Annotated in this window: 21 protein-coding genes, 1 tRNA gene and 2 pseudogenes; 10 read left to right on the forward strand and 14 right to left on the reverse strand. The window is 64.1% G+C overall.

Features of this window, described 5'->3' with window-relative positions; all coding sequences use genetic code 11:
- Positions 1-106: 106 nt before the first annotated feature.
- Positions 107-679 carry a hypothetical protein gene (locus NO900_RS05330; RefSeq protein WP_256408185.1) on the reverse strand — a complete coding sequence of 191 codons (573 nt, stop codon included), beginning with the start codon at positions 677-679 and terminating at the stop codon, positions 107-109.
- 133 nt (positions 680-812) lie between these two features.
- Here NO900_RS05330 and NO900_RS05335 point away from each other — a divergent pair, with 133 nt between their 5' ends.
- Both NO900_RS05335 and NO900_RS05340 read left to right on the forward strand, forming a co-directional pair.
- Entirely contained in the window at positions 813-1154 is a 342-nt protein-coding gene (locus tag NO900_RS05335; protein WP_256408186.1) for a hypothetical protein, read from the forward strand.
- A 689-nt stretch (positions 1155-1843) separates the two neighbouring features.
- The gene (locus NO900_RS05340; RefSeq protein ID WP_256408187.1) at positions 1844-2350 is read left to right on the forward strand and encodes a hypothetical protein; all 507 of its coding nucleotides are present in this window, start codon (positions 1844-1846) and stop codon (positions 2348-2350) included.
- Between the two features lie 546 nt (positions 2351-2896).
- On the opposite strand, the gene NO900_RS05345 is transcribed toward NO900_RS05340, so the two are convergent.
- Entirely contained in the window at positions 2897-3100 is a 204-nt protein-coding gene (locus NO900_RS05345) for a hypothetical protein (protein WP_256408188.1), read from the reverse strand.
- A 169-nt stretch (positions 3101-3269) separates the two neighbouring features.
- Between NO900_RS05345 and NO900_RS05350 the strand changes: the two genes are divergently transcribed.
- Positions 3270-3803 carry a hypothetical protein gene (locus tag NO900_RS05350; RefSeq protein WP_256408189.1) on the forward strand — a complete coding sequence of 178 codons (534 nt, stop codon included), beginning with the start codon at positions 3270-3272 and terminating at the stop codon, positions 3801-3803.
- Between the two features lie 3 nt (positions 3804-3806).
- Here NO900_RS05350 and NO900_RS05355 read toward each other — a convergent pair whose 3' ends face one another.
- Positions 3807-7460, reverse strand: a complete 3654-nt coding sequence (locus NO900_RS05355; protein ID WP_256408190.1) for an Eco57I restriction-modification methylase domain-containing protein — start codon at positions 7458-7460, stop codon at positions 3807-3809.
- Between the two features lie 457 nt (positions 7461-7917).
- Positions 7918-7992 (reverse strand) — tRNA-Val (locus tag NO900_RS05360).
- Between the two features lie 207 nt (positions 7993-8199).
- Here NO900_RS05360 and NO900_RS05365 point away from each other — a divergent pair.
- A complete protein-coding gene (locus NO900_RS05365) occupies positions 8200-9339 on the forward strand; it encodes a M24 family metallopeptidase (protein WP_256408191.1) in 1140 nt (379 codons plus the stop codon).
- 25 nt (positions 9340-9364) lie between these two features.
- Here NO900_RS05365 and NO900_RS05370 read toward each other — a convergent pair whose 3' ends face one another.
- The 8 genes and pseudogenes from NO900_RS05370 to NO900_RS05400 form a co-directional block, all read right to left on the reverse strand.
- Positions 9365-10744, reverse strand: a complete 1380-nt coding sequence (locus NO900_RS05370; protein WP_256408192.1) for an NAD(P)/FAD-dependent oxidoreductase — start codon at positions 10742-10744, stop codon at positions 9365-9367.
- 56 nt (positions 10745-10800) lie between these two features.
- Positions 10801-11511, reverse strand: a pseudogene (locus NO900_RS05375) (glycerophosphodiester phosphodiesterase); the annotation flags it as partial.
- A 12-nt stretch (positions 11512-11523) separates the two neighbouring features.
- Positions 11524-11706: a hypothetical protein gene (locus NO900_RS05380; protein WP_256408194.1), complete on the reverse strand. Its 183-nt coding sequence runs from the start codon at positions 11704-11706 to the stop codon at positions 11524-11526.
- Positions 11707-11726: 20 nt separating this feature from the next.
- A pseudogene (locus tag NO900_RS17600) lies at positions 11727-11813 on the reverse strand (AIM24 family protein); the annotation flags it as partial.
- Positions 11814-11929: 116 nt separating this feature from the next.
- Entirely contained in the window at positions 11930-12583 is a 654-nt protein-coding gene (locus tag NO900_RS05385) for a hypothetical protein (RefSeq protein ID WP_256408195.1), read from the reverse strand.
- A gap of 106 nt (positions 12584-12689) precedes the next feature.
- On the reverse strand, positions 12690-13355 hold the full coding sequence (locus NO900_RS05390; protein ID WP_256408196.1) for a cytochrome c biogenesis protein CcdA: 666 nt from the start codon (positions 13353-13355) through the stop codon (positions 12690-12692).
- A 64-nt stretch (positions 13356-13419) separates the two neighbouring features.
- Positions 13420-13965, reverse strand: coding sequence for a TlpA family protein disulfide reductase (locus NO900_RS05395; RefSeq protein ID WP_256408197.1), 546 nt, complete (start codon positions 13963-13965; stop codon positions 13420-13422).
- A complete protein-coding gene (locus tag NO900_RS05400) occupies positions 13962-14720 on the reverse strand; it encodes an SCO family protein (protein ID WP_256408198.1) in 759 nt (252 codons plus the stop codon). The genes NO900_RS05395 and NO900_RS05400 overlap by 4 nt, the downstream gene beginning before the upstream one ends.
- 197 nt (positions 14721-14917) lie before the next feature.
- Between NO900_RS05400 and NO900_RS05405 the strand changes: the two genes are divergently transcribed.
- The gene (locus tag NO900_RS05405; RefSeq protein ID WP_004046191.1) at positions 14918-15124 is read left to right on the forward strand and encodes a cold-shock protein; all 207 of its coding nucleotides are present in this window, start codon (positions 14918-14920) and stop codon (positions 15122-15124) included.
- Between the two features lie 219 nt (positions 15125-15343).
- Positions 15344-16051: a DNA repair and recombination protein RadB gene (radB, locus tag NO900_RS05410; RefSeq protein ID WP_256408199.1), complete on the forward strand. Its 708-nt coding sequence runs from the start codon at positions 15344-15346 to the stop codon at positions 16049-16051.
- A 61-nt stretch (positions 16052-16112) separates the two neighbouring features.
- Here radB and NO900_RS05415 read toward each other — a convergent pair whose 3' ends face one another.
- On the reverse strand, positions 16113-17252 hold the full coding sequence (locus tag NO900_RS05415) for a CBS domain-containing protein (protein ID WP_256408200.1): 1140 nt from the start codon (positions 17250-17252) through the stop codon (positions 16113-16115).
- 125 nt (positions 17253-17377) lie between these two features.
- Between NO900_RS05415 and NO900_RS05420 the strand changes: the two genes are divergently transcribed.
- The 3 genes from NO900_RS05420 to NO900_RS05430 all read left to right on the forward strand — a co-directional run bounded on the left by NO900_RS05420 (position 17378) and on the right by NO900_RS05430 (position 19196).
- Positions 17378-17518, forward strand: a complete 141-nt coding sequence (locus NO900_RS05420; protein ID WP_256408201.1) for a hypothetical protein — start codon at positions 17378-17380, stop codon at positions 17516-17518.
- A gap of 120 nt (positions 17519-17638) precedes the next feature.
- On the forward strand, positions 17639-18328 hold the full coding sequence (locus tag NO900_RS05425) for an HAD family hydrolase (RefSeq protein ID WP_256408202.1): 690 nt from the start codon (positions 17639-17641) through the stop codon (positions 18326-18328).
- Between the two features lie 97 nt (positions 18329-18425).
- Positions 18426-19196 (forward strand): hypothetical protein, encoded by a 771-nt coding sequence (locus NO900_RS05430; protein ID WP_256408203.1) that lies wholly within the window; start codon positions 18426-18428, stop codon positions 19194-19196.
- Between the two features lie 54 nt (positions 19197-19250).
- Here the strand turns inward: NO900_RS05430 and NO900_RS05435 are convergent, their stop codons facing one another.
- Positions 19251-19799 carry a hypothetical protein gene (locus NO900_RS05435; protein ID WP_256408204.1) on the reverse strand — a complete coding sequence of 183 codons (549 nt, stop codon included), beginning with the start codon at positions 19797-19799 and terminating at the stop codon, positions 19251-19253.
- A gap of 264 nt (positions 19800-20063) precedes the next feature.
- Here NO900_RS05435 and NO900_RS05440 point away from each other — a divergent pair, with 264 nt between their 5' ends.
- Positions 20064-21041, forward strand: a complete 978-nt coding sequence (locus NO900_RS05440) for a tetrahydrofolate dehydrogenase/cyclohydrolase catalytic domain-containing protein (protein WP_256408205.1) — start codon at positions 20064-20066, stop codon at positions 21039-21041.
- Positions 21042-21315: the final 274 nt, after the last annotated feature.

Raw genomic sequence — 21315 nt, forward strand, 5'->3', positions numbered from 1 at the left:
CTCCCGCTCTACTCCCCCGATTAGCGAGTCGAGATACCACTTTGACGGACTTCTTTCAGAGGTCGGCACTACGCACAGCGATGCCGACAACTGTAAAAAGCATGTCTCACTTTTTCAGCCACACTTCTACCAAATATAGCGGAATCCAAATCATGACAACTGACGACCCAAGAATAGTGAATAATCCGGCGAATTGGAACCATGTTATGAATGGAACTCCACCGATTGAACCGGATGTAAAAAGTGCGATCAAACTAAGAAATCCATTAAAAATACCAAGTAGCCAAACAACAAATCCCAGAAGTAAAGTACCATAGGAAATGCCGAGAGAGTTAATCCAATCAGCCACAGACGATTTTACGCCTTTCAAACGCCGATTAGGGTGTGGATCTCCTTGTCCTTTCCACTGGTAGTATGATCTTTTTTCTTGTTTGATCAGATCTTCACTTTTGGACAGTTCGGATATTTGATTTGCCACTGTTGTTTCTTTCCCTGCCCGACATTTGTCTTGGATCGACTGGAAAACTACATCTGGCTTGTGTTCCATATCCGGATTATCATACAGATACTTGATGATCTCTCGTTTTGTGTCCTGATTTGGCCCATCATATTTTTTCAGCAGATCTTCTTTTGTACTCATGCTAATCGCCACACTGTAGCGGGTTGTGACTCCGATCACACCCTTGGTTTTTGCTCGTGATTCCGATCATAACCTATCAGTCGAATAAACTATCTTCCCTGTTTATATGTCAGCGGCTCGTAATCGTAATCGCACATGACACAAAATGTAATGCGACCGTGGGAGGAATAAGATGCCGGGTGTCGATCACGGATTCGAGCGTGGACTCAGTGTAGTCGTAGAAGCAGTGGTTACAGCGATCATTCTCGGTAAGCTTGTCCCGGTCCTTGTGGAAGCTGGTCTACTCCCCAAGTACGTGTTTTCGCTGTTCATGATGGCATCCATATTCGGAGCGGTGATGATGATTGGCAACGCCAAATACTGGTCTTTCGGTTACTTGGCAGGGGTTTGCCTCGGGATTCCCTTCGGTTTGGGAGCTTTCTTGCAGACCGGCTTCTTGGGTGCATCTGATTACCTTCTGCTCCTGCTAACATTAGCCGGCGCGATTGCTCTAAAGGCGAAGATACACACATAAGACACCAACTGCGTATGCTCCGGAGGTTCGATTTCCCTCGTACGCGGGCGACGCGCATTACCGCAACGCAGTATACTGTATATATTACGTAGTACTGATCTCGGGAATACGTATTCACCTACGTTCTCCCTCCGCAACGTAAGGAGAACACAGCAATTACTATTGTACGAGGGTCGACGAGCTTTGAACCTTTGAGGGGCATAGTTTCTCTTCGCCCTCAATGTGTCTTAGCTCCGGAGAGACTATCTGGACTCTTCTAACACGTTTCTTTCATACGGTCGGTTTATTTGTAACACCCACATCCTCAGATAGGGGAACTATCTCACTTTCCTCAGGCTCTACAGCAAGCCCGTGAGGAGATTTTTGCTTGAAGATATAGTCTCTCACATGAAACTCTATAAAAACGATTCTCATATCTGTGTTCTACCTTACAATTCACTGTGGATACATTACTCTGATACGAACAGCTCCAAGACTTCTGACTCTCATTCACCCATCTCTCGGAGAGGCTTACCTATACGACGCGCTCGGGGAGGTGTTGAGTGTTCTAACCGGCATATCCTACGCACCTGCATGATGTGTACTCAATGGGGGGTGTGGGTAATTGTACGATAGCACAATTGTTATTGAAATTGAGTGTTATCTCCACCTTGATGAGTTTGTTACAGATAACCTTACAACTTTCAACAGTGGAAACGTCTACGACTACAGATCTGCTTGGTATTCTTTTTACAGCCTTTGCGCTATACTTACCAGTAGTATTATTTCTCATGAAATCATTTTCTAATTCAATAGATATTGATATTGTTGATAAGTACGACAAGTCAGAGAAAGCTTGGGAAATAGCAATGATGGAGATGGAAGGTGGAGTCTCCTTTTCAAAAATATTGATTACAGTGATTTATTTAACAGGTTTCGGTGGTGTTTCTGGTTTAATTTTATATGCTGCAATTTCCTTCGGACTTATTTCAACTTTATACTCTCTCGTCGGATTAGGCGTATTAATGTTCCTTTTTGTATTTATCCTGATATTGACTTTAATTGCTGCAAGAGAGTATTATAACACAAATAAAAAGAAGGCGAGATATATACGGGAAAGAAGCTTAAACAATCAGAAAAGGCTGGATGATTTTAATGAACGTAAGGAGAAAGATGAACAGACTGATGCAGACGTTGATTATGTCTTAGATCAATAGTCTGTTTGCATTGTATATACTCAATCAATGGGTTGAGGTAGAATCCTCGTGTCAATCATTCGTTGATCTCATCTCCCGATGTATCTGTTACCTCTACTATCTATCCCTACATACACACACAACACTCACTAAGTTATGTTGCGAGAATCACGGCAAGGCTACGGATTGGCTTTCTACTGCGTTGTTCCCACTTATAAACAAATCAGAGAACTCCAGCAAGCGGTTCCCCGAGAGGAATGACAGAGTCCCTACGCGTCAACAGCAAGTAGGTCACGCCATCCAAAAGCTCCGCGATGAATCACCGGTGCAATGCCATGGAACTACGTGAGAGGAAAGCAGTAGACTGTCACGACCTTCCATACTGCCCGTTCCAGGTTCCTCTATATGACGAATATCGGCCCGCTCAGTAGCCCAAATTCCTGACCTCAGCCGAAAAATTTCACGGAGGGACTTACTTATACATCCCGCTGGCGCATCCGGCAATGTTCCAACCGGTAGTTCGGTGCATTGAGTCGTGTTGCTTTCCCGCCGCCTCAATACTCTGCTTCACTCCAGCTCACACACGGCCTCTCGAAGTTCGTCGTAGAGATCGGGATGATGCTTCTGTAGTATCTCCACATCAGTCGCCATCTCGTCTTCGATCTTCCGACGAACGCGGGAGATTGCCTGATACCGGAGGTCGTCATCTGACTCACTCCCCCCCTCAATAAGTTCCCGCTCTCGATCTGTCAACAGAGCGCGTCGTGCCATACGTACTCCCACGTACGCGCGTTACTTATTGGTGTCCGTATTCGGGAGCGTTCCCGTATGTGGGAACTATTAAGTGAGTGGCCGAGAGACTACTGAGTAGAAGCGCGGGTTGCCATCGTAGAAATGGCCGTGTGCTGGAACACACGACCGCGCTTCGGGCTACCGAAGCATGACAGACAACAACTCTGCGGCAGATAAGAGCATCGTCAATGAACTGAACTTCGGCACGAAGACGTCGAAGCGGGTCGGATGGGAAGCGTGGGAGTTCGGCGTAGAAGCGCCTCATCTCGTCCGTGTGACGAACGCCGCATACGGGTTCGAGAAAGAGGATCACAGCTATCTCGTCGGCGTCGAAGATCGGGACGGCCTCCTCATTCCGGCGGAGTGTGAGTGTCCGGCAGACAAGTACAACGAGGAGCATGACTGTAAGCATAAGGTCGCGCTGGCGACGATCGGCGGCCCGGTAATTCTACAAGCCGCTGTTGACTGCCCAACCCCCACGGTGGACGGTGGGGAAACCACCCGGCAGACGTTGGAAGATCGACTCCGCACTGACGGGGGAACTACAACAGAGAGAGACGACGCCGATCCTCTGCCTCTCGACGCGGATGAACGCGAGGAGTGCGACTGTGCGGAACTATCCGACGACTTCCCTTGCTGGCCGTGTGTGAGAGATGGGAAGCGAGAACTTCCAGATAGATAAGGACTACTCGATTTCTCTCGGTTCGAGCGGATTTTTGGGTCGTGTAACACGATCGCGGATGAGTTCTTTCGTTTCCTCGTCCAAATCGTAGAGATCGTACACGACTTCGTTGTATCCTTGTTCGAGATCTTTCGCCTTCTCCGGGGCTTCTTCTACGGTATTGTGTACGTCCTCGTAACGCTCGTACAACGCCACGAGGTCTTCTTTGAGAGCAGGCAGTTCGATGGCCCGGAGTTCGTCTCCGGTAGTGATTTCGAGAGCCTGTAACAGCTCGTACACGATTTCGGCGGCTCGTTCGTCGTTGAACTCGATGCTTGCCCCGGTCACTCCGAACCGGATAGTCTCCGCATCGAGGCTTGGGTGTAGTTCTCCCTCCAAGTCCTGAAAGCCAAGCCGGTCGATGTAGCCGGCGTAGGACAGGGACTTCGTCTCGAACTCGTCCAGTAGCTCCGCCGGGTTCTCCCGAAGCTGTTTGGCTTCGACGTAGTCCTCACGGAGGTCGGAAAGTTCCTCGGCGGCGTCTTTGACCTTCTCGACTAATTCGGTGGGAACGTCAGACGGGTCAGGTAGGGGAACCTTCTTCATATAGTCCCATTGATACCTCAGGTAGTCGCTCCCGTAGCTCGAAGCGATACGCCGGATGAAGAACTGCGCAACGTTGCTGTTGAAGACGCCAAGCTGGTAGTAGGGATCAAACCCATCGATGATGTACAGCACATAGATGGAGTTCAGCCCATACACGTCTCCGGTTGATTCGTACCAGAAGTTGCTGTAGTAGCTAACGTCCGGCGTGAAGATGAGTTCCTTACCGAACGTGTCCGGTCGGTTTCGGGCTAAATCGAACCAACGTCTGTGTTCGTCGGTGACACAGTAGCGGTCTTCAAGACTGTCTTTGTTGTCGAACAGGTACTCCTTCGCTCCGGGGTAATCTTCGAGTTCGTCGTCGTTTGCGATGTAGAGGAGCTTCGGGTAATCCGGAACGTCGGTATGCCATCGGTGGACGTCTTCACCGCTGACCAAGTCCTTCACGAGTTCGTCTTCGAGGTCGTAGTCTCTCAGGGTGTCCTCGGTGAGTTTAAATATCGGGTTTGCTCCCGTCTGAACACCGTTTTTCGATAGTTCCTCACCATTCGCGTATTCTTGGAACTGCGTTCCTCCGGCTTCGATGTTCCCGAGGGCTTCTTCTTCATCGGCGGGTACGAAACGCCAGTCTTCACCGGCAATCATCGAGGCGGGTACGGAGAACGCACGGATGGGCGAACTCTCGAAGTCGTTACCCGATATTATCTCTCTCAACCGGCCTTCGACTGTCTCCCAACCCGGCGGTTCTTCGTCGGGCGTTTCGGGGAGACAAGCCCCAATAATATCCGCAATACGTCCTTCGGCTGGGTCTTCCCCAATTTCCCGGTCAGGATCGGTGAGTGTTGAATCCTCGCCCTCCTCCTCCGAGTCGGAGTCTTCGTTACCGTCAGCACGAATCGCAGTTTGGGAGATACTTGGAAGTGCGTCGGTCGCTTCGGCAAACGTAAAAACGTAGTCCTCGGGTTGGAACTCCTCGGGTGAGCGTGCGCGCTCGCTCTTGTTGATTCGCTCCCCGGTGAAGATGATGGGGTACGCCTGTGGTGTCTCGAAAACGTCGTAATCACCGAAGTCAATCAGGTAACGGAACTGGAAGTTTTGGGCAAGGTATGGCCGAATCTCCGCCCCGTAACGGTTCGGGATGAACTTGTTCGAGGTGATGAACCCCACCTGACCTTCTTCACGAAGCCAGTCTCCAGCTTTCCGGAAGAACAGGATGCTGAGGTCGTAGTTCCACTTCGCTACGTCGTAATCGTCGTACTCTGCGCGGGCAGGGCCAGTCGGAACGTTCTGTTTTCGGACGTAGGGGGGGTTCCCAATGACGAAACGGTAATCGCTCCGTGTCTTGAGGCGATTTGCCTCTCGACGTTCCTCACGGTATCGTCGCTGTACCTCGCTACTGTGAAGCGCCGTCAGAGACGCCTGATTGTCCGAACGGAGGGAGTCCGTCTGGTAGATGTTGAACCCGTCAAGGGTGTAGTCAGGGTTCTCCTCTTTCGCCGTCTGGTACTTGTCGATGACTTGGAACAGGAGGTTGATTTCCGCGATGTGGCACGCGAACGGGTTAATGTCGAATCCGTGGAGTCGCTGGCGTACAATCTCGATTGTCTCGCCCGCCGGCACGTCTTTCCGGTCAAGCCGTTCGAGGAGACGCCGGGCGGCCCGAACAAGGAATCCACCACTCCCACACGCGGGGTCTAACAGGTCGTAGTCCTCACGTTCGAGGGGTTCGTCCGGGGTGTAATCGACGCTGTCAAGAATCAGGTCGATTATTGCGGTCGGCGTGTAGAACTCTCCGAGCTTCTTCCGTTCTTCCGGGGAGAGGTGTTCTTCGTAGAGGTGTCCGAGTATGTCCCGGTTGACCTCGCTGAAGTCGAAGTGGTTCAAGTGCCACAGCGTTCGCTGTATCACTTCATCGAGGTCGGAGTCGTCTCGAATCTCCCAATCGAAGATACGCCGGGCGAATAGATGCTCGTAGATCTCGCTCAGTTCCTCGGAGGCCAGCTCGAACAGGTCAACGTAGTTCCGTTCGACGTACTTCGTGTAGTCGTCCCAAAACTCGAAGTAATCTTCAACACCGCCATTGCTGACCATCCGGTTGGTGAGTCCTTTGTCCTCGGCAATCCGGATGAGGAGGAGTTTGTTTAGCTGAACGTACACACTCTCGCGGCAGAACACGACCTTGTTGTCCTCCAAGTCCTCGTCTTGCCGACCGCTGAGGCGAACCCACGTCTCGAAGTCGTTGTGGAACTGAGCGTACTCCTCGTACTCGTCGTTCAGTTTGCTCAACTGCGTTCGGAGTTCCGCGACCTCCGCTTCGTCGTGGCCGCTTTCTTCCAGTCGCTCGATTTGGTTTTCGAGTTCGTCGCGTTGACTCTCGTACTCCTCGTAGCGGCTCCAATACTGGTCGAACGTTTCGGATGCGTAGGGGACGAAATACTCATCGAGGGAGATGCCGAGTACGCGGATGAGTTCACGGAAGCCTTCGTCTTCGCTAATATCGGCGGGGTTCTCGAAAAAAAAGTCCTCGTAGCGGTCGGCGTTGAGGACCTCCTCACGCCGGAGGGCGGCCAGCTTCTGTAACGACTGTCGCTGTCCGTGGGAGAGGTCTTCATGGCTTTCCACACGGCTGTTGGCCCCGCTAATGGATTTAAAATCAATCTCCGTAACAAGGCGGGCACTTACCCCGTGGTGAGAGATTGCGTCGGGATCAGTCGGCTCACAGCGGCGGTAGAGACGGAATGAGTCGATGTTGGTGGAGATGAGGAGATCAGCATAGGGAGTTTCCGAGGCGTAGCGGAAGACTTGGGCGACACCTTCGCTAATATCAACGTCCCGCTTCTTCCCCTCGATGATGATTACTGGCGTTCTATCCTCGTCGTAAAACCGAACGTCGTTCCAGTCGTCTTCCTGAGCGTACTCGCTATGCTCCCATCCGAGAGCGTTACAGAACAGTCGTCGGATGAGTCGAGAACGTAAATCAAGTTCGCGTCGTTCCCCATCCTCAATTTCCTCGTAGAGGGAAGCGTACTCCTCAATAATCTCGTCGATGAACTCGTCCCCGTGTGTTCCAGTCATAGATAAGTCCCTGAACCGCAACTATTCGATTCAGAAACAACCCGATAAGGTAGTGTTTTCGCATCCCATATCAGTCGGTTGTTATTCTTCAGTCTCGATATATTCGTATCTCTACTGTCTCCATCCCCCCACAAAAAACACTAAGTTATGTTGCGAGAATCGCAGTAAGGCAGAGGGATAAGTAAATATAGAGGTAACATTGTTTATAAAAGAACGCACTCCAGATGCGGCTTGTTGAATATGGTCAGTTGGCTGTGAGGGGGATCGCCGTCAATCACCCTCAATGCGCACTTATCGGCAGTTTATTAACACTATCGCGTCTCCTTGGGAGTGAATCGCTGTACGGCCCTGTGGTGAGACACAAAGCGTTGCTCCGCAGTTCAATTGAGAACGCTGGAAGGGACAAACCCCGGTACGGCGCGGGGATAGTCTACTTGAGAAACGCGCACAGCGCAAGTGGGTTGGGGCGGATTTGAACCGCCGGCCTCCTCCATGTCAAGGAGGTGTCATAACCGGACTAGACTACCAACCCGAGGGGGCTTACTAACGCGTCTCGTCGTATCCGGGGGACGTAATTGAACCTTTCGTTTCGACCGGCGGCGGCACGGCGCGGTCCCCCGATCGCGCGGCGCCCACGTGCGGCGATTACCCGTCGCGCCGGCGGGCGTCCGTCGGTCGCGGCGCGCTCGTCGCGGGCGGCTTTCGACCGCTTTTACTGGGTCGACGAGAGTCGGTCGGTATGGTCGATCTCGCCGCCCGCACCGACAGGCTCGACGCGTACCTCGACGAGCGCGGGCTCGAAGCGGTGTGGTTCGCCAGGCCGAACGGGTTCGCGTGGCTCGCCGGCGGCGACAACGTCGTCGACGCCGAGGCCGACGTCGGGGTCGCCGCCGCCGGCTACGACGGCGCGCTGCGCGTCATCACGGACAACATCGAGGCGGAGCGACTCGCCGACGAGGAGCTTCCGGACGCGTTCGCGGTCGAGTCGTTCCCGTGGCACGCGTCGTCGCTGTCCGCGGCCGTCGCGGAGCGCTCGCCGGCCCCCGCGGCCGCCGACTTCGACGTGCCGGGCTTCGAGCGCGTCGACGGGAGCCGACTGCGACAGCCGCTCACCGACGACGACGTCGAGCGCTACCGGGAGCTGGGCCGCGAGGCCGCCGCCGCCGTCGAGACCGTCTGTCGCAACCTCGAACCGGACGACCCGGAGTACGAGGTCGCCGCCGGGATCGACATCTCGCTCGCCTCCCGGGACGTCGACACCCCCGTGGTGCTCGTCGGCGGCGCGGAGCGCGCGCGGCGGTTCCGCCACTACACGCCGGGCGAGGCGGCGCTCGGCGACTACGCGCTCGTCTCCGTCACCGCCGAGCGGGCAGGCCTCCACGCCTCGCTGACCCGCACGGTCGCCTTCGACGCCCCCGACGGCCTGGAGGAGCGCCACCGCGCCGCGGCCCGGGTCGAGGCGACCGCGCTCGCGGCGACGGAGGCCGCGGCCGCGGGAGAGCTGACCGACGGCGGCGACGACGCGGACGCCAACGCCCCCGACGCCGCCGGCGACGTCTTCGACGCGATCCGCGAGGCGTACGACGCCGTCGGCTTCGCCGACGAGTGGCGGGAACACCACCAGGGCGGCGCCGCGGGGTTCGCGGGCCGCGAGTGGGTCGCCGCGCCCGGGAGCGACGAGCCGGTCCGGCAGCCGATGGGCTACGCGTGGAATCCGACGGTGCAGGGGGCGAAGAGCGAGGACACGCACCTCGTCGCGCCCGACTTCACCGAGCGGCTGACGAAGACGGGCCGGTGGCCGACCCACCAGGTGGAGCCGGTCGACGTCGGCGGGATATCGACGGAGCCGCGGGAGCTGTCGGCGCCCGTCATCCGCTGAGGCGCCCCGCTCCGAGGGGCCGCCGTCAGTAGCCGTACTCGCTCTCGTCGATGCCGACGTAGTCCTTCTTGACGCGGCGCTTGTTCCACTTGTAGCCGAGCATGAGCTTCACCGACTCCCACCCCGAGCGGTACGGCTGCGCGAGCAGGCCGTCGCCGGCCTCGGCCGCGAGCATGGCGTCGGCGGCGCCGATGATCCGGTTCCAGTCGGCCGGGTCGTAGTCCGCGACCATGTCGGCCATCGTCACGTTGCGGACGACCTCGTCGCCGATCGCCTCCTTCCAGCGCCGGTTGTAGGGGGCCATGTCGCCCGCGGCGGCCAGCTCGCCGGCGATGGCGCCGGTGCGGACCGCGACGTGGTCGCCGCCCTCGTGGAAGGCGGACGTCGTCCCCATCGCGCCGCCGACGACCGCGATCCCGGCCCCGGTCGGCGAGTCGATCGGCCGCGTCGAGGAGATCGGGTACGTCTCCGTCCCGCCGCGCTTGCCCGCGTCCTCGACGATCGGGAAGTCCGCCTCGACGTCGTACTCGTCGCCGTACTGCCACTCCAGGAGGCGCCGGATATACTCGCCGCCCTGCGGGATCGACTCGTCGCCGGGCTCTAACAGCGCGTACGCCTCCCGGTCGAACTCGTCGACGTCGAGGCCGATCGGCATCGTCAGCCCGACGCGGCAGACGCGGTCGTCGTTCGGGAAGATCCACGGGTACGCCGTCTCGCCGGGCATCACGCCCCACCAGAAGACGAGCGCGTCCTCGACCGCCTCGTACACCGGCTCGGGCACCCGGCGGTACTCCTGGTACGCGATGTGGTTCGCCGTGCGCGACGCGAGCCGCTCGGAGGCGGCCGCGTCAGCGGGGAGGTACTTGTCGAGCACCTTGTTCGTCACCGTGCGCTGGGGACCGTCGGCGAGCACGAGGAAGTCGGCCCCGACCGACTCGCCCGAGGCCAGCTCGACGACGTGGCGGGGGTCGTCGCCGCCGGGCGAGGCGGTGTCGACGCCGCGGACCGACTCGCCCGCGCGGTACTCCGCCCCGGCGTCTTCGGCGCGGTCGCGGAGCCAGTCGTCGAAGCGGGCGCGGTGGAAGGTGTAGCCGAACTTGTCGTACGAGGAGTCGATGCCGGTGGAGGTGAGCGTCGCGGCCTCGTCCGGGCCGCGGAACTCCGCGCGGGTCAGCTCCCGCTGGACGACGCCGTCGTCGAACTCGTCGGGGTGGATCCCCATGATATCGACCCAGTAGTCCAAGATCCCCGCGGCGTCCGTCGAGTCGGGGCCGAGCCGGTCGCGGTCGGCCCGCGGCACCCCCTTCTCCAGGACGAGGGCGTCGGCGCCGCCGACCGCGGCCGCGTGCGCTGCGGAGGCGCCGGCCGGGCCGCCTCCCACGATAGCGACGTCTACGCGTTCCATACCCCGTGAGGTCACCCTCCGGCTATTAAATTCACGGTCCCGGACCGGACGACCCCTCAGCCGCGGAGGACCGCGGCGTAGTCCGCGATGACCCCGTCGACGCCGGCCGCCGCGAGCCGGTCGGCCTCGTACCACGTCTCGACGGTCCAGACGTTCACCGCGAGCCCCGCGTCGCGCGCCGCGGCGAGGACGTCGACCCCGCCGGTCCCCGCGGCGTCGCCGTCGGGTCCGCCGAAGCGCTCGGCGTCGAAGAACAGCGTGCCCCGAACCGCGTCGATCGGGGGGTGAACCGCGACCGCGCCGTGCTCGCGGGCGATCGCGATCCCGTCCGCGACCGACTCTGACACCAGCGGGGCGACCTTCGACGACGACAGCGCGCGGACCGCCGCGAGCGCCCCCTCGCAGAACGACGAGAACAGGAGGTCGTTCTCGCACCCCTCGGCGACGTCGAGGACGCGCTCGACGAACGGCCGCCAGGCGGCCGTCCGCTCCGCGAGCGCGTCGCCCGCGAGCCTCTCGTCGGGCCGGAGGTCCCACCGACCCGGGTTCTTGAGTTCGACGTTCACGCCGACGTCCGAGGGGACCGCGTCGAGGACGTCGGCGAGGAGCGGGACGGTCGCCCCGCTGTCGAGCACCTCGGCGTCGGTGACGGTCGCGGTGTCGGTCTCCCAGACGACGCCGCTCGCGTCGGTGAGCCCGCGTCCGCCGCGGCCCGAGAGCTCCGCGTCGTGGATCGCGACCGGGTCACCGTCGGCGGTGGGCATCGCGTCGACCTCGACCTAGTCGGCTCGACGCCCGGCGGCGGGAACGCGGCGCTCCGTCCCGGCCGTCGGGTCCTCTCCCCTCGCGACCCCCGCGGCCCGCTCGACGGCCGGGACGGTGTTCTCGGGGTTCTCCCCGGCGAATCCGCGGTGCGCGATCAGGATCGGGGCGGAGTCGGTCCGGTCGGTGCGATCGGTCATATCACCTCCGGCACCGCGTCGACGTCGAGGGCGTAGCTGTTCTCGCGCTGGAACGGTTCCGCGCTCTCGGTCGGTGCGTTCTCGGCCGCGAACTGATCGAGGTTCATGATGCGGGGACCGAACCGCTCGGGTCCGGTGCCTGTGGCTACCTCGCTATCGCTTATGAACGTTAGCGGTCGCCGCCGGGAAACCGCGGCGGTCCGCCCGCGCCCCGGCGGACGACTCACTCCAGCAGAACCGTGAGGCTCCACCGTCCGGACCGCTCCGGATCGGTCCCGGGCTCGCCGACGGAGACGGCCGTCTCGAACCGGTACTCGCCCACCGGCAGACAGGCGTCCTCGCCGGGCGTCGCGTAGAGGTCGATCTCCCGGCCGCTGGACGCGCCGGCGTCGATCTGGAACGTGCGGTACTCCTCGGTGACGGCGATACCGTCGGTGAGCCGCCAGCAGCCGGGTTCGGCCGGGTACTCCCCGTCGCTCGGGAGGAACACGAGCGCCTCCGAGTCGTCGGACACGTATTCGAGGTGGACCCCCCGCCCCTCGCCGACCGTGATCGATTCGTCGCCCGTGTTCTCCAAGCTCGTCCGGAGCCGCGGCGGCGACTCCTCCGTCGCCGCCTCGCGGACGACCTCGACGGAGGCGGCGACCGGGATGTCGTCCGGGCCGTCGACGGAGACGACCGTGACCCCGGGGCCGCCCGTTCCCCCGGGGCGCGTTCCGGTCTGCCCGCCGTCGCCGCCGTCGTTCCCGTCGCCGTCGCCGCCGTCCCCGTTGCCGTCGGGGATTCCGGGGCCGTCTCGGCCGATACAGCCCGCGCCGAGCAGGAGGGCCGAGGCGCCGCCGACGCCGCCGAGGTACCGTCGTCGCGTTCCTGACATGCGTCCGTTCAGGATCCGGAGGGAGATAGCCGTGTCTGTCGGGCTCGGTCCAGACGGAGACGGACTCGCGGGGACGGATAGCGCCCGCTCCCGGTCGATGGGCGGGTCAGTAGACGACCAGCGAGAGGTACAGCTGACCGATCCCGGCGACGACCATCACCGCGCCGGCGACCCGCTTGAGGGTCCCGGCGTGGGCCGTCACCCGGTTGGCGTTGCCGATCAGCCCGACGCCCGTGGCGACGGTCGTCGCCGCCATCAGGACGGCGACGACCCCGGCGTACACCGAGAGGACGACGAGGGCGGCGTCGCCGGGGAGCGCGATGGCGCGGGCGATCACGGCGAGGAAGACCGGCGCGACGCAGCCCGCGCCGGCGAGCGCGTACCCCGCGCCGAACAGCCCGAACCCGAGGACGCTCGACCGCCGCTTCGGCAGCGAGAGCGAGAGCGACGGCGCCCGCCCGGCGACGACGAGCAGCCCGAAGACGACGAGCAGCCCGCCGACCAGCGTCTCGAAGACGGCGATGTTCGAGAGCGTCGCCTGACCGACCCGGACCGTCGCGCCCGCGAGCAGCGCGAACGTCGCCAGCACCCCGATCGCGGCCGCGAGTCCCCTGGCGCCCGCCCCGGTCACGGAGGCCTCGTCGGCGTCGACGGAGTTCACGTAGAAGCCGACGTACCCCGGCAACAGGGGGTACGCGCACGGCGAGAAGAACGTCGCGACCCCCGCGGTCACCGCGAACGGGACGTTGGTCGCGAGCGAGGCGCCGGTCATCGGTCGACCCGCCGCTTCGCGGATCGGTCGACTCGTCGGTTCACGGGCCGGTCGGCTCGCCGCCTCATCCGTCGAGCGCCCTCCGGATCCCCCCGACGAACTCCTCCGCGGTGTGGGTCCCGGAGGTCGCCCAGCGGACGCGGCCGGTCGCGTCGATGGCGCGGGCGCTCGGGAATCCGTTGATACTCAGCCGCGTGAAGAGTTCGGCGGTGACGTCGGCCGCGACGAGCCAGTCGCCGTCGTGCTCGCGCCACCAGTCCGCGACCGCTTCCTCCCTGACCGCGCCGCCGACGTCCTCGGTCGTCACCGAGACGAACCGCACCTCGTCGCCGAGCCGGTCGTGCGCCTCGGCGAGCGCCGGCATCTGCTCGGCGCAGGGCGGGCACCACGTCCCGAAGAAGTCGACGAACGTGGCCCGGCCGTCGGCGGGTATCCTCACCTCCCCGTCGCGGCTCCCGGGGGCCTCGACCGTCGGCAGCGTCGTCGGCTCGACCGGTTCCGAGCCGTCGCCGAATCCCAGCCCGTCCGGCACGCTCCCCGTCGCGACGGCGCCCGCCCCGCCGAGGACGCCGACGCTCGCGACCCCGGCCAGCAGGTGTCGTCGCCTCACGCCGTGACCACCCGCTGGACGTCGTCGACGAGCCGTTCGACGTCGGTCCGCGGGCCCCGCGGGTACGCCCGCTCGACGATCCCGCGCTTGTTCGCGAGGATGATGAGCCCGTAGTGCGGGAATCGGTACTCCAGGTTCTCGATGTCGTCGGCCGGCTGCTTCTCGATGACGAGCCCGAACTTCTCCTCGTGTATCTCCTGGGCCCGCACGTAGCTCTCCGGACGGAGGAAGTGCCAGTTGCCCGCGTCGAGGTCGACGCCCTGCCGCGCGGCGTACTCGCGGAGCGCCTCGGCGGTGTCGCGCTCGGGGTCGAACGTGATGGGAAGGAACGCGACCTCGTCGCCGTACGCCTCCGGGCCGACGACGTCCCGGATCCCCGGCGGAACGAACGGGTATTTCGGATTCGTTCCGGTCGGGTCGGCGGCGACGGCCTGCGCGCGTCGCAGCCGGAGGATGAGCGCGGGACAGACCCCGTCCGGGCAGTTGGTGTAAAACGAGGTCCACAGCACCGCGCGCTCGCCCTCGAACTCGGAGACGGCGATCTCCTCGCCCGCGATCGGATCGGGGACGGTGAAGTCGGGCATCGCCTCTCCGTAGCTCGGGTGAGACGCCTCGCTCAGGTCCCGCTCCGGCGGCCCGAGGACGGTCCCCTCGGCGCCCCCGGCACCGAGGACGCCGAGACAGCCCGCGGTGCCGACGGTCGCGCCGACGCCGGTTCCGGCCGCGAGCGAGCGCATGTAGGTGCGACGGTCCATCTGTTGTCGATACCTACGTCCTCGCGCGTAAATGAACCCCGCGGCTGGTCGCACCGCGCGGTGACGGTCGAGTTCGCGCCGGAACCCCCGTTCTCGGGGCGCTCTCCCGGCGCGAACCCGATCGACGGCCCCGCGACGGTCGTGGTACCACGACCCTCGCAAGCGTTATCCCCTGAACGCCCGTACGTTTGATTGCAATGGCAAACGGTAAGGTTGACTTCTTCAACGACACTGGCGGCTACGGTTTCATTTCGACTGACGACGGCGATCTCGACGACGACGAGGACGTGTTCTTCCACATGGAAGACGTCGGCGGCCCGGACCTCGAGGAGGGCCAGGAGGTCGAGTTCGACATCGAGTCGTCCCCCAAGGGACCCCGCGCGACGAACCTGACGCGCAACTAACGACTCCACCGCGGACGCCGCGTCCGCACGCACTACCGGACCCCGTCGCCGGTCACCCCGACCGGCGACCGTTCCGTTCTTCTCACGCTTATTCCGCCTCGACGAGCGACGCGCTCGGTCGACAACGAGCCAGCGCCGACGACGCGCTCGGTCGGTCGGATACGCCCGTCGTCACAGCGATCGACCGTTTAAATACGAGCGCGGGCAACGCGTCTCACAGTGAGCGATCCGATCCCGACCGGCTGTCGGCCGGTCGACGACCTGTTGGGCGGCGGCTTCGAGCGCGGGGTCGTCACGCAGCTGTACGGCCCCCCCGCGGCCGGGAAGACGAACCTCGCGCTGGCCGCGGCGGTCGAGGTCGCCGCCGGCGGCGACCGCGCCCTCTACATCGACACCGAGGGGCTCTCGATCGACCGGTTCGAGCAGCTGGCCGAGGGGCGGGCCGACGACGCCGACGTCGGCGACACCGTCGAGGAGATCGCGTCGCGGCTGGTGATCTCGGAGGCGTACGACTTCGACGACCAGCGCGAGGCGGTCCGCGACGCCGAGGAGCTCGCCGAGGAGGTCGAACTGATCGTGTTGGACTCCGCGACCGGCTTCTACCGGCTGGAGCGCGCCGGCGACACCGAGGGCGGCGAGTCGCTCCGGAAGGTCGCCAAGCAGGTGACGCACCTCCTCTCTCTGGCCCGGCGCCACGACATCGCCGTCGTGATCACCAATCAGGTGTTCACCGACCCCGACTCCGACCGCGACCGCGCGCTCGGCGGTAACACCCTCAACCACTGGACCGGCGCGATCGTTCGCGTCGACCGCTTCCGCGGCGGGAACCGCCGGGCCACGCTGGAGAAGCACCGCTCGAAGCCCGCGGGCGACTCCGCCACCTTCCGGATCGTCGCCGACGGGCTCGCCGAGGGCGCGGAGACGTAGCGCGGCGAACTGGAAAAAAAGCGGCCGGAACCGTCGAGGACCGTCCGCCTCTCCTCGCGGCTCAGAGCTCGCCGAGCTTGCGGAGGAGCTGACCGCGGTACTCCTCGTCGGCGTTGACGCCCTTGATCTCCAGGACGTTCCGCTCAAGCTTGTCGAGCGCGACGTGGAAGGCGTGTTCGGCGCCGTACCCCTCGCCGGAGCCGCCGACCTGGCCCTCGTTCGTCCGGAGGCGGATCTGACACTGGATGAGGGGCGTGCCGCGGAGCTTCTCCTTGTGCGCGTGGAGCCGGACGTGCGCGTGGATGACGTGCATCGCGGCGTACTTGTCGGCGACCTGCTCGATCGACTCGACGATGTGCTCGCGGGAGGTCGTGTCCAGCAGGTCGACGTTGGTGATCTGGACGTCCATCGAGTCCTCCTCGGTGAACGTGAGCGCGCGCAACACGTCGGTCTTCGTCACCATCCCGGCGACGGTGTCGGCGCCCTCGGGCGTGACGACGAGCCCGGAGACCGCGTTGTCGAACATGCGCTGCACGACGGCCTGCGCGGTCTCGTCGGCGGTCGCGGTGACGACGGGGCTCGACATGATGTCGTAGACGGGGATGTCGAGCATCCGGTCGATGTCGCCGGCGCGGTCGCCGCTGCCCTGCCGCTCCTGGTCGCGGACGACGAACTCGACGATGTCGTTGGTGGTGACGACGCCGACCAGCTGGCCGTCCTCGTCGAGGGCCGGGAGCCGGGAGATCCCGTTCTCGCGGAGGCGGTTGATCGCGCGGCCGACGCTGTCCTTCTCGCTGACCCCGATGACGTCCTCGGTCGCGATCTGCCCGACGGTGATCGCGTCGAGGCTGTCGAGGACGGCTTCGAGGATCTGGTCGACCGTGACGATCCCGTAGAGCTTCTCGCCCTCGTACACCGGGGCGATCTTCACGTCGCCCTCGACGAGGAGGCGGGCCGTCTCCCGCACGTCCTCGTGGCGGTCGACGGAGGGCGCGGGCTTCATGACGGCGGACACCTTCGTGTCGTCCTCCATGCGCGAGCGCATGAGCTGCTTCTCGCCGACCACGCCGACGTACTCGCCGTCGTCGGTGACGACGATCCCCTTCGGGTTCTCGCGCTCGAAGATGGACCGAACCTTTGCCAGTCGCTCATCGACGTCGACCTCGACGTACTCCGGCACCGCGATATCAACGATATTCATGGTCCAACCTGCGGGTTCGTCGCGCCGGGTATTGAAAGTGCGGGAGGCGTGCTCGCGGGTGAGATCGCGCCCTCCGAACCGGCGGCCACCTGAACGCATTTCCCTCCGGACGACGAGAGGGAGGTATGAGAACCTCCACGGCGCTCATCGCGATCGGCCTCCTGCTCGTCGTGATCCCCCTCCCCCTCCCAATCCCGTTCGTCGGGCTGTTCGTCGGGGGGATCCTCCTGCTCGTCGGCGTCGCGCTCAGACTGCTCGGCGAGTGAGGTCGTTCGGGCCGCCCCCGCGACCGCGAGACCGCGCGGATCGCCTCCGGGGAGCCGCGACGCCGACCGCCGCGCCGCGTCGGTGAAACATTTTTGCCGGTTACCCACCGAGGGAACCCCGTGTACGACGCCGTCGTCCTCGACAAGGACGGGGTGCTCGTCGGGCGGACGCCGTTCGACACGCTCCGAGAGGCCGCCTGGGACGCGTTCGTGAGCCTCGGCGTCGAGGATCCCGACCTCGCCCACGTCGACGACGTCGCCGTCGGCGTCGACCCCGCGACGCTGACCGACATCTGCGAGCGCTACGGGATGGAGCCGGCGGAGTTCTGGCGCGTCCGCGACGAGATGGCCGCGACCGCGCAGATCGACGCCGCCAGGAAGGGCCGGAAGACGCCGTACGAGGACGTGGACGCGCTCCGGTACCTCGACGCCCCGCTCGCCGTGGTCTCGTCGAACCAGCAGGCGACCGTCGACGCCGTCCTCGACCACTTCGGACTCGCCGGGCGGTTCGAGGTCGCGTACGGGCGCGAGCCGTCGATCGCCAGCCTCTCGCGCAAGAAGCCCTCGCCGTACTACCTCGAACGCGCCCTGGAGGACCTCGGCGCCGAGACGGCGCTGTTCGTCGGCGACAACGAGTCCGACGTGCGCGCCGCCGACAACGCCGGCGTCGACTCCGCGTTCGTCCGGCGCCCGCACCGCCGCTCCGCGGAGCTCTCCTGCCAGCCGACGTACGAGATCGACGACCTCCACGACCTCGTGAGCATCTGCGGGCGAGCGCCGGTGGACCCGGACGCGGACGGCGGGAGTTGAGTCGACGGCGTCGGGGCGCCCCGAGCCGGCCGATTCGTCGGGACCGCCGGTCTCGCGAACCGTAACCGCTATTGAACTCGTGGCCGAGCCACCGCCCGTGCACTCGCCCTCCACGAGTCCGGACGCCGACGCCCGGCGCTCGGACGTGCGGTCGATCGCGAAGCGGTATCGCCGAGTCGAACGCGCCGTCGTCTGGCTCGTCGCGCTGGCCGCCGCCGTGACCTTCCTCGTCGCCTTCGCGCTCGCCGACCTCGTCCCGGCGCTGGCGGTGGCCGCGGCCCTCGTCGTCGCGTTCCGCGCTCCGATCCTGCGACGGAGCGGGACGACGAGGCTCCGGACCGACGCGGCGCCGGAAGCCGTGGTCGAGGCGTTCGCCTCGGCGACCCCCCCGGTGCTCGCGTTCCAGTGGGGCACCGCAGACGAGATCCGGCCGGCGTCGGGCGGGGGGGACGCGACGTACGAGCACTCGGCGCTCCTCGGGCTCCGGACCTACTCGCTGGCGGTCGAGACGGAAGCAGAGGGGACGAGGGAAGTCGACGCGGTCGCCGGCGCGGACGACGACGGCGACGGCGACGGCGGCGCCGACGTCGTCAGTGACGGCGGCGAGGGCGACACCGGCGGCCCGCTCGCACGGGTCCATATCGAGGGAACGCTCGACGGTGAGCCGTGGGCCGCGTACTCGGTCGCGGTTCGGGGAGCGGGCGACGGGGAGCCGGGCGGGACGGTCGTCGACGTCGAGCTGCTCCCCCGGCGACGGTTCGGACTCCGCAGCGTTCCGCAGGCGCTGGTCGCGGACGCGTACTACGTCGACGCGTTCGCGGCGCAGGGGTACGCGGTCGTCGACCGCGACGTCTCGTTCGGGGTCTAGCGTCGCCCCTCGACCCGGCGCGTCGCGCGAGCGGTTCGACCGACGGCCGGGGCGTCACGCGAGCAGCTCGGTCTTCGGCGCGTCGACGACGGTGCGGGAGACCGCCTCGTCCTCCTTTACACCCCGGAGGTCGACCCCTCGGAGGCGGAGCGCGACCGCCGCGTCAGACCGCTCCTCGTCGTTCAGGGGACGGACCGTCTCCGTCTCGCGCTCGTCGTCGTCCCCGCTTCGGTGGACGATCTCGATCTCGCCCTCGTCGAAGTCGACGTGCTCGACGTCGCGGAGGGGAATCGTCGCCGTCCGCTCGCTGGCCACCGATGTCGCGACGCCGCCGACCGCCGTGAACAGACCGATCAGCCCGACCGTCGTCCGTGCGCCGCCGCCCCGCAGGAGCCACTCGACCGCCGGGGGCACGAGCATCGTGACGGCGCCGATGCCGGCCCAGCCGACGTCCCGGAGCGCCGAGGGGAGGCGCCCGTCGGCGAGGGCCCTGCCCGACTCGGTGACGGTTTGCGCGATGCTGCGCCGGATCCGGAGCTCGCCGGGCGCGACGCGGACGGTCCCGCGGGCCGTGGCGAACGACCAGGTTCCCGACCGGCTCATCGGTCGAGCGAGCCGGCCGCGGCCTCCGACCGACGCGGCATCGCGGGCGGCGTTCGCGGGGTGATCGCGGTTCGACGGCGCTCGCGGGGGACGGAGCGGAGCGACATGGAGGGATGTCGGCGGTTCTCCCTCAAACATCTTAAATCGTCGAGGTGAACGGCCGACTCCGGGAACACACAAATTCGTGTATAGATACGGTCGTCCGTCCGCCGAGATCGACACGATCCCGCGCCGCTTTTGTATCGGCTCGCTCTCGGTCCCGGTATGACGGAGACAACCGACGGGCCGGACGACGACCCCGGCGACGCGGGCGACGCGGCAGACCCGGGTGGCGCGGACGACGCGGACGCGACGACGGTCATCGACGGCGAGGCCGTCGCGGCCGACGTGCGCGCCGACGTGACCACGCACGTCGAGACGCTGGAGGACGCCGGCGTGACTCCGGGACTCGCCACCGTGCTGATGAGCGACGACCCGGCCAGCGAGACGTACGTCTCGATGAAACAGCGCGACTGCGAGGAGGTCGGCATCGAGAGCGTCCACGTCGAGATCGACGCCGACGCGCCCGCAGACGAGCTGTACGACGCCATCGACGACCTCAACGACCGTGACGATGTCCACGGCATCTTAGTCCAGCTTCCCGTTCCGGACCACGTCGACAAGCGGAGCGTCCTCCGGCGGATCGACCCGGAGAAGGACGTGGACGGCTTCCACCCGGAGAACGTCGGTCGGCTCGTCGCGGGCGACGCCCGGTTCAAGCCCTGCACCCCCCACGGCGTCCAGAAGCTCCTCGCGGCGTACGACGTGGAGACCGAGGGCGCGGACGCGGTCGTCGTCGGGCGCTCCGACATCGTCGGGAAGCCGATGGCGAACCTCCTGATCCAGAAGTCGCCGACGGGCAACGCCACCACGACCGTCTGCCACTCCCGGACCGAGGACCTGGCGGGGAAGCTCGCGGAGGCGGACGTCGTGGTCGCCGCGGCGGGGATCCCGGAGTTCGTCGACGGCTCGATGCTGAAGGACGGCGCGACGGTCATCGACGTGGGCATAAATCGGGTCGACGCGGACACCGAGAAGGGGTACGAGCTCGTGGGGGACGTCGAGTACGAGTCCGCGAGGGGGGTCGCGGGAGCCATCACCCCGGTTCCCGGTGGGGTGGGGCCGATGACCCGCGCCATGCTGTTGTACAACACGGTGAAGGCGGCCGGACTCCAGTACGACGTCGACGTGAACCTGGACTGAGTTCGGAACGTTGCGGACTCGGTCGGTTCCGTTGTGTTCGGTACTCCCGATCGCTTGAACGGCTGGCCTGGAACGATCGATAACGAACTGGCTAAGAACTCCTCCAAGGTCCCTGTTGGTCGATTAATAGCTGGTCGTGTGTCGGCGGAGAACATCTTCAAAGCCCCTGTCGCGAGGCGGGCGCACGCTCGCTGCGCTCCTCACTCAGTCGCTTACGCTCCCTCGTTTCGGTGCTTGTGTCGCCTGCCCCCGCCTCGCGACAGCCCCTTTGAGT

This window comes from Halorubrum rutilum (assembly GCF_024494565.1).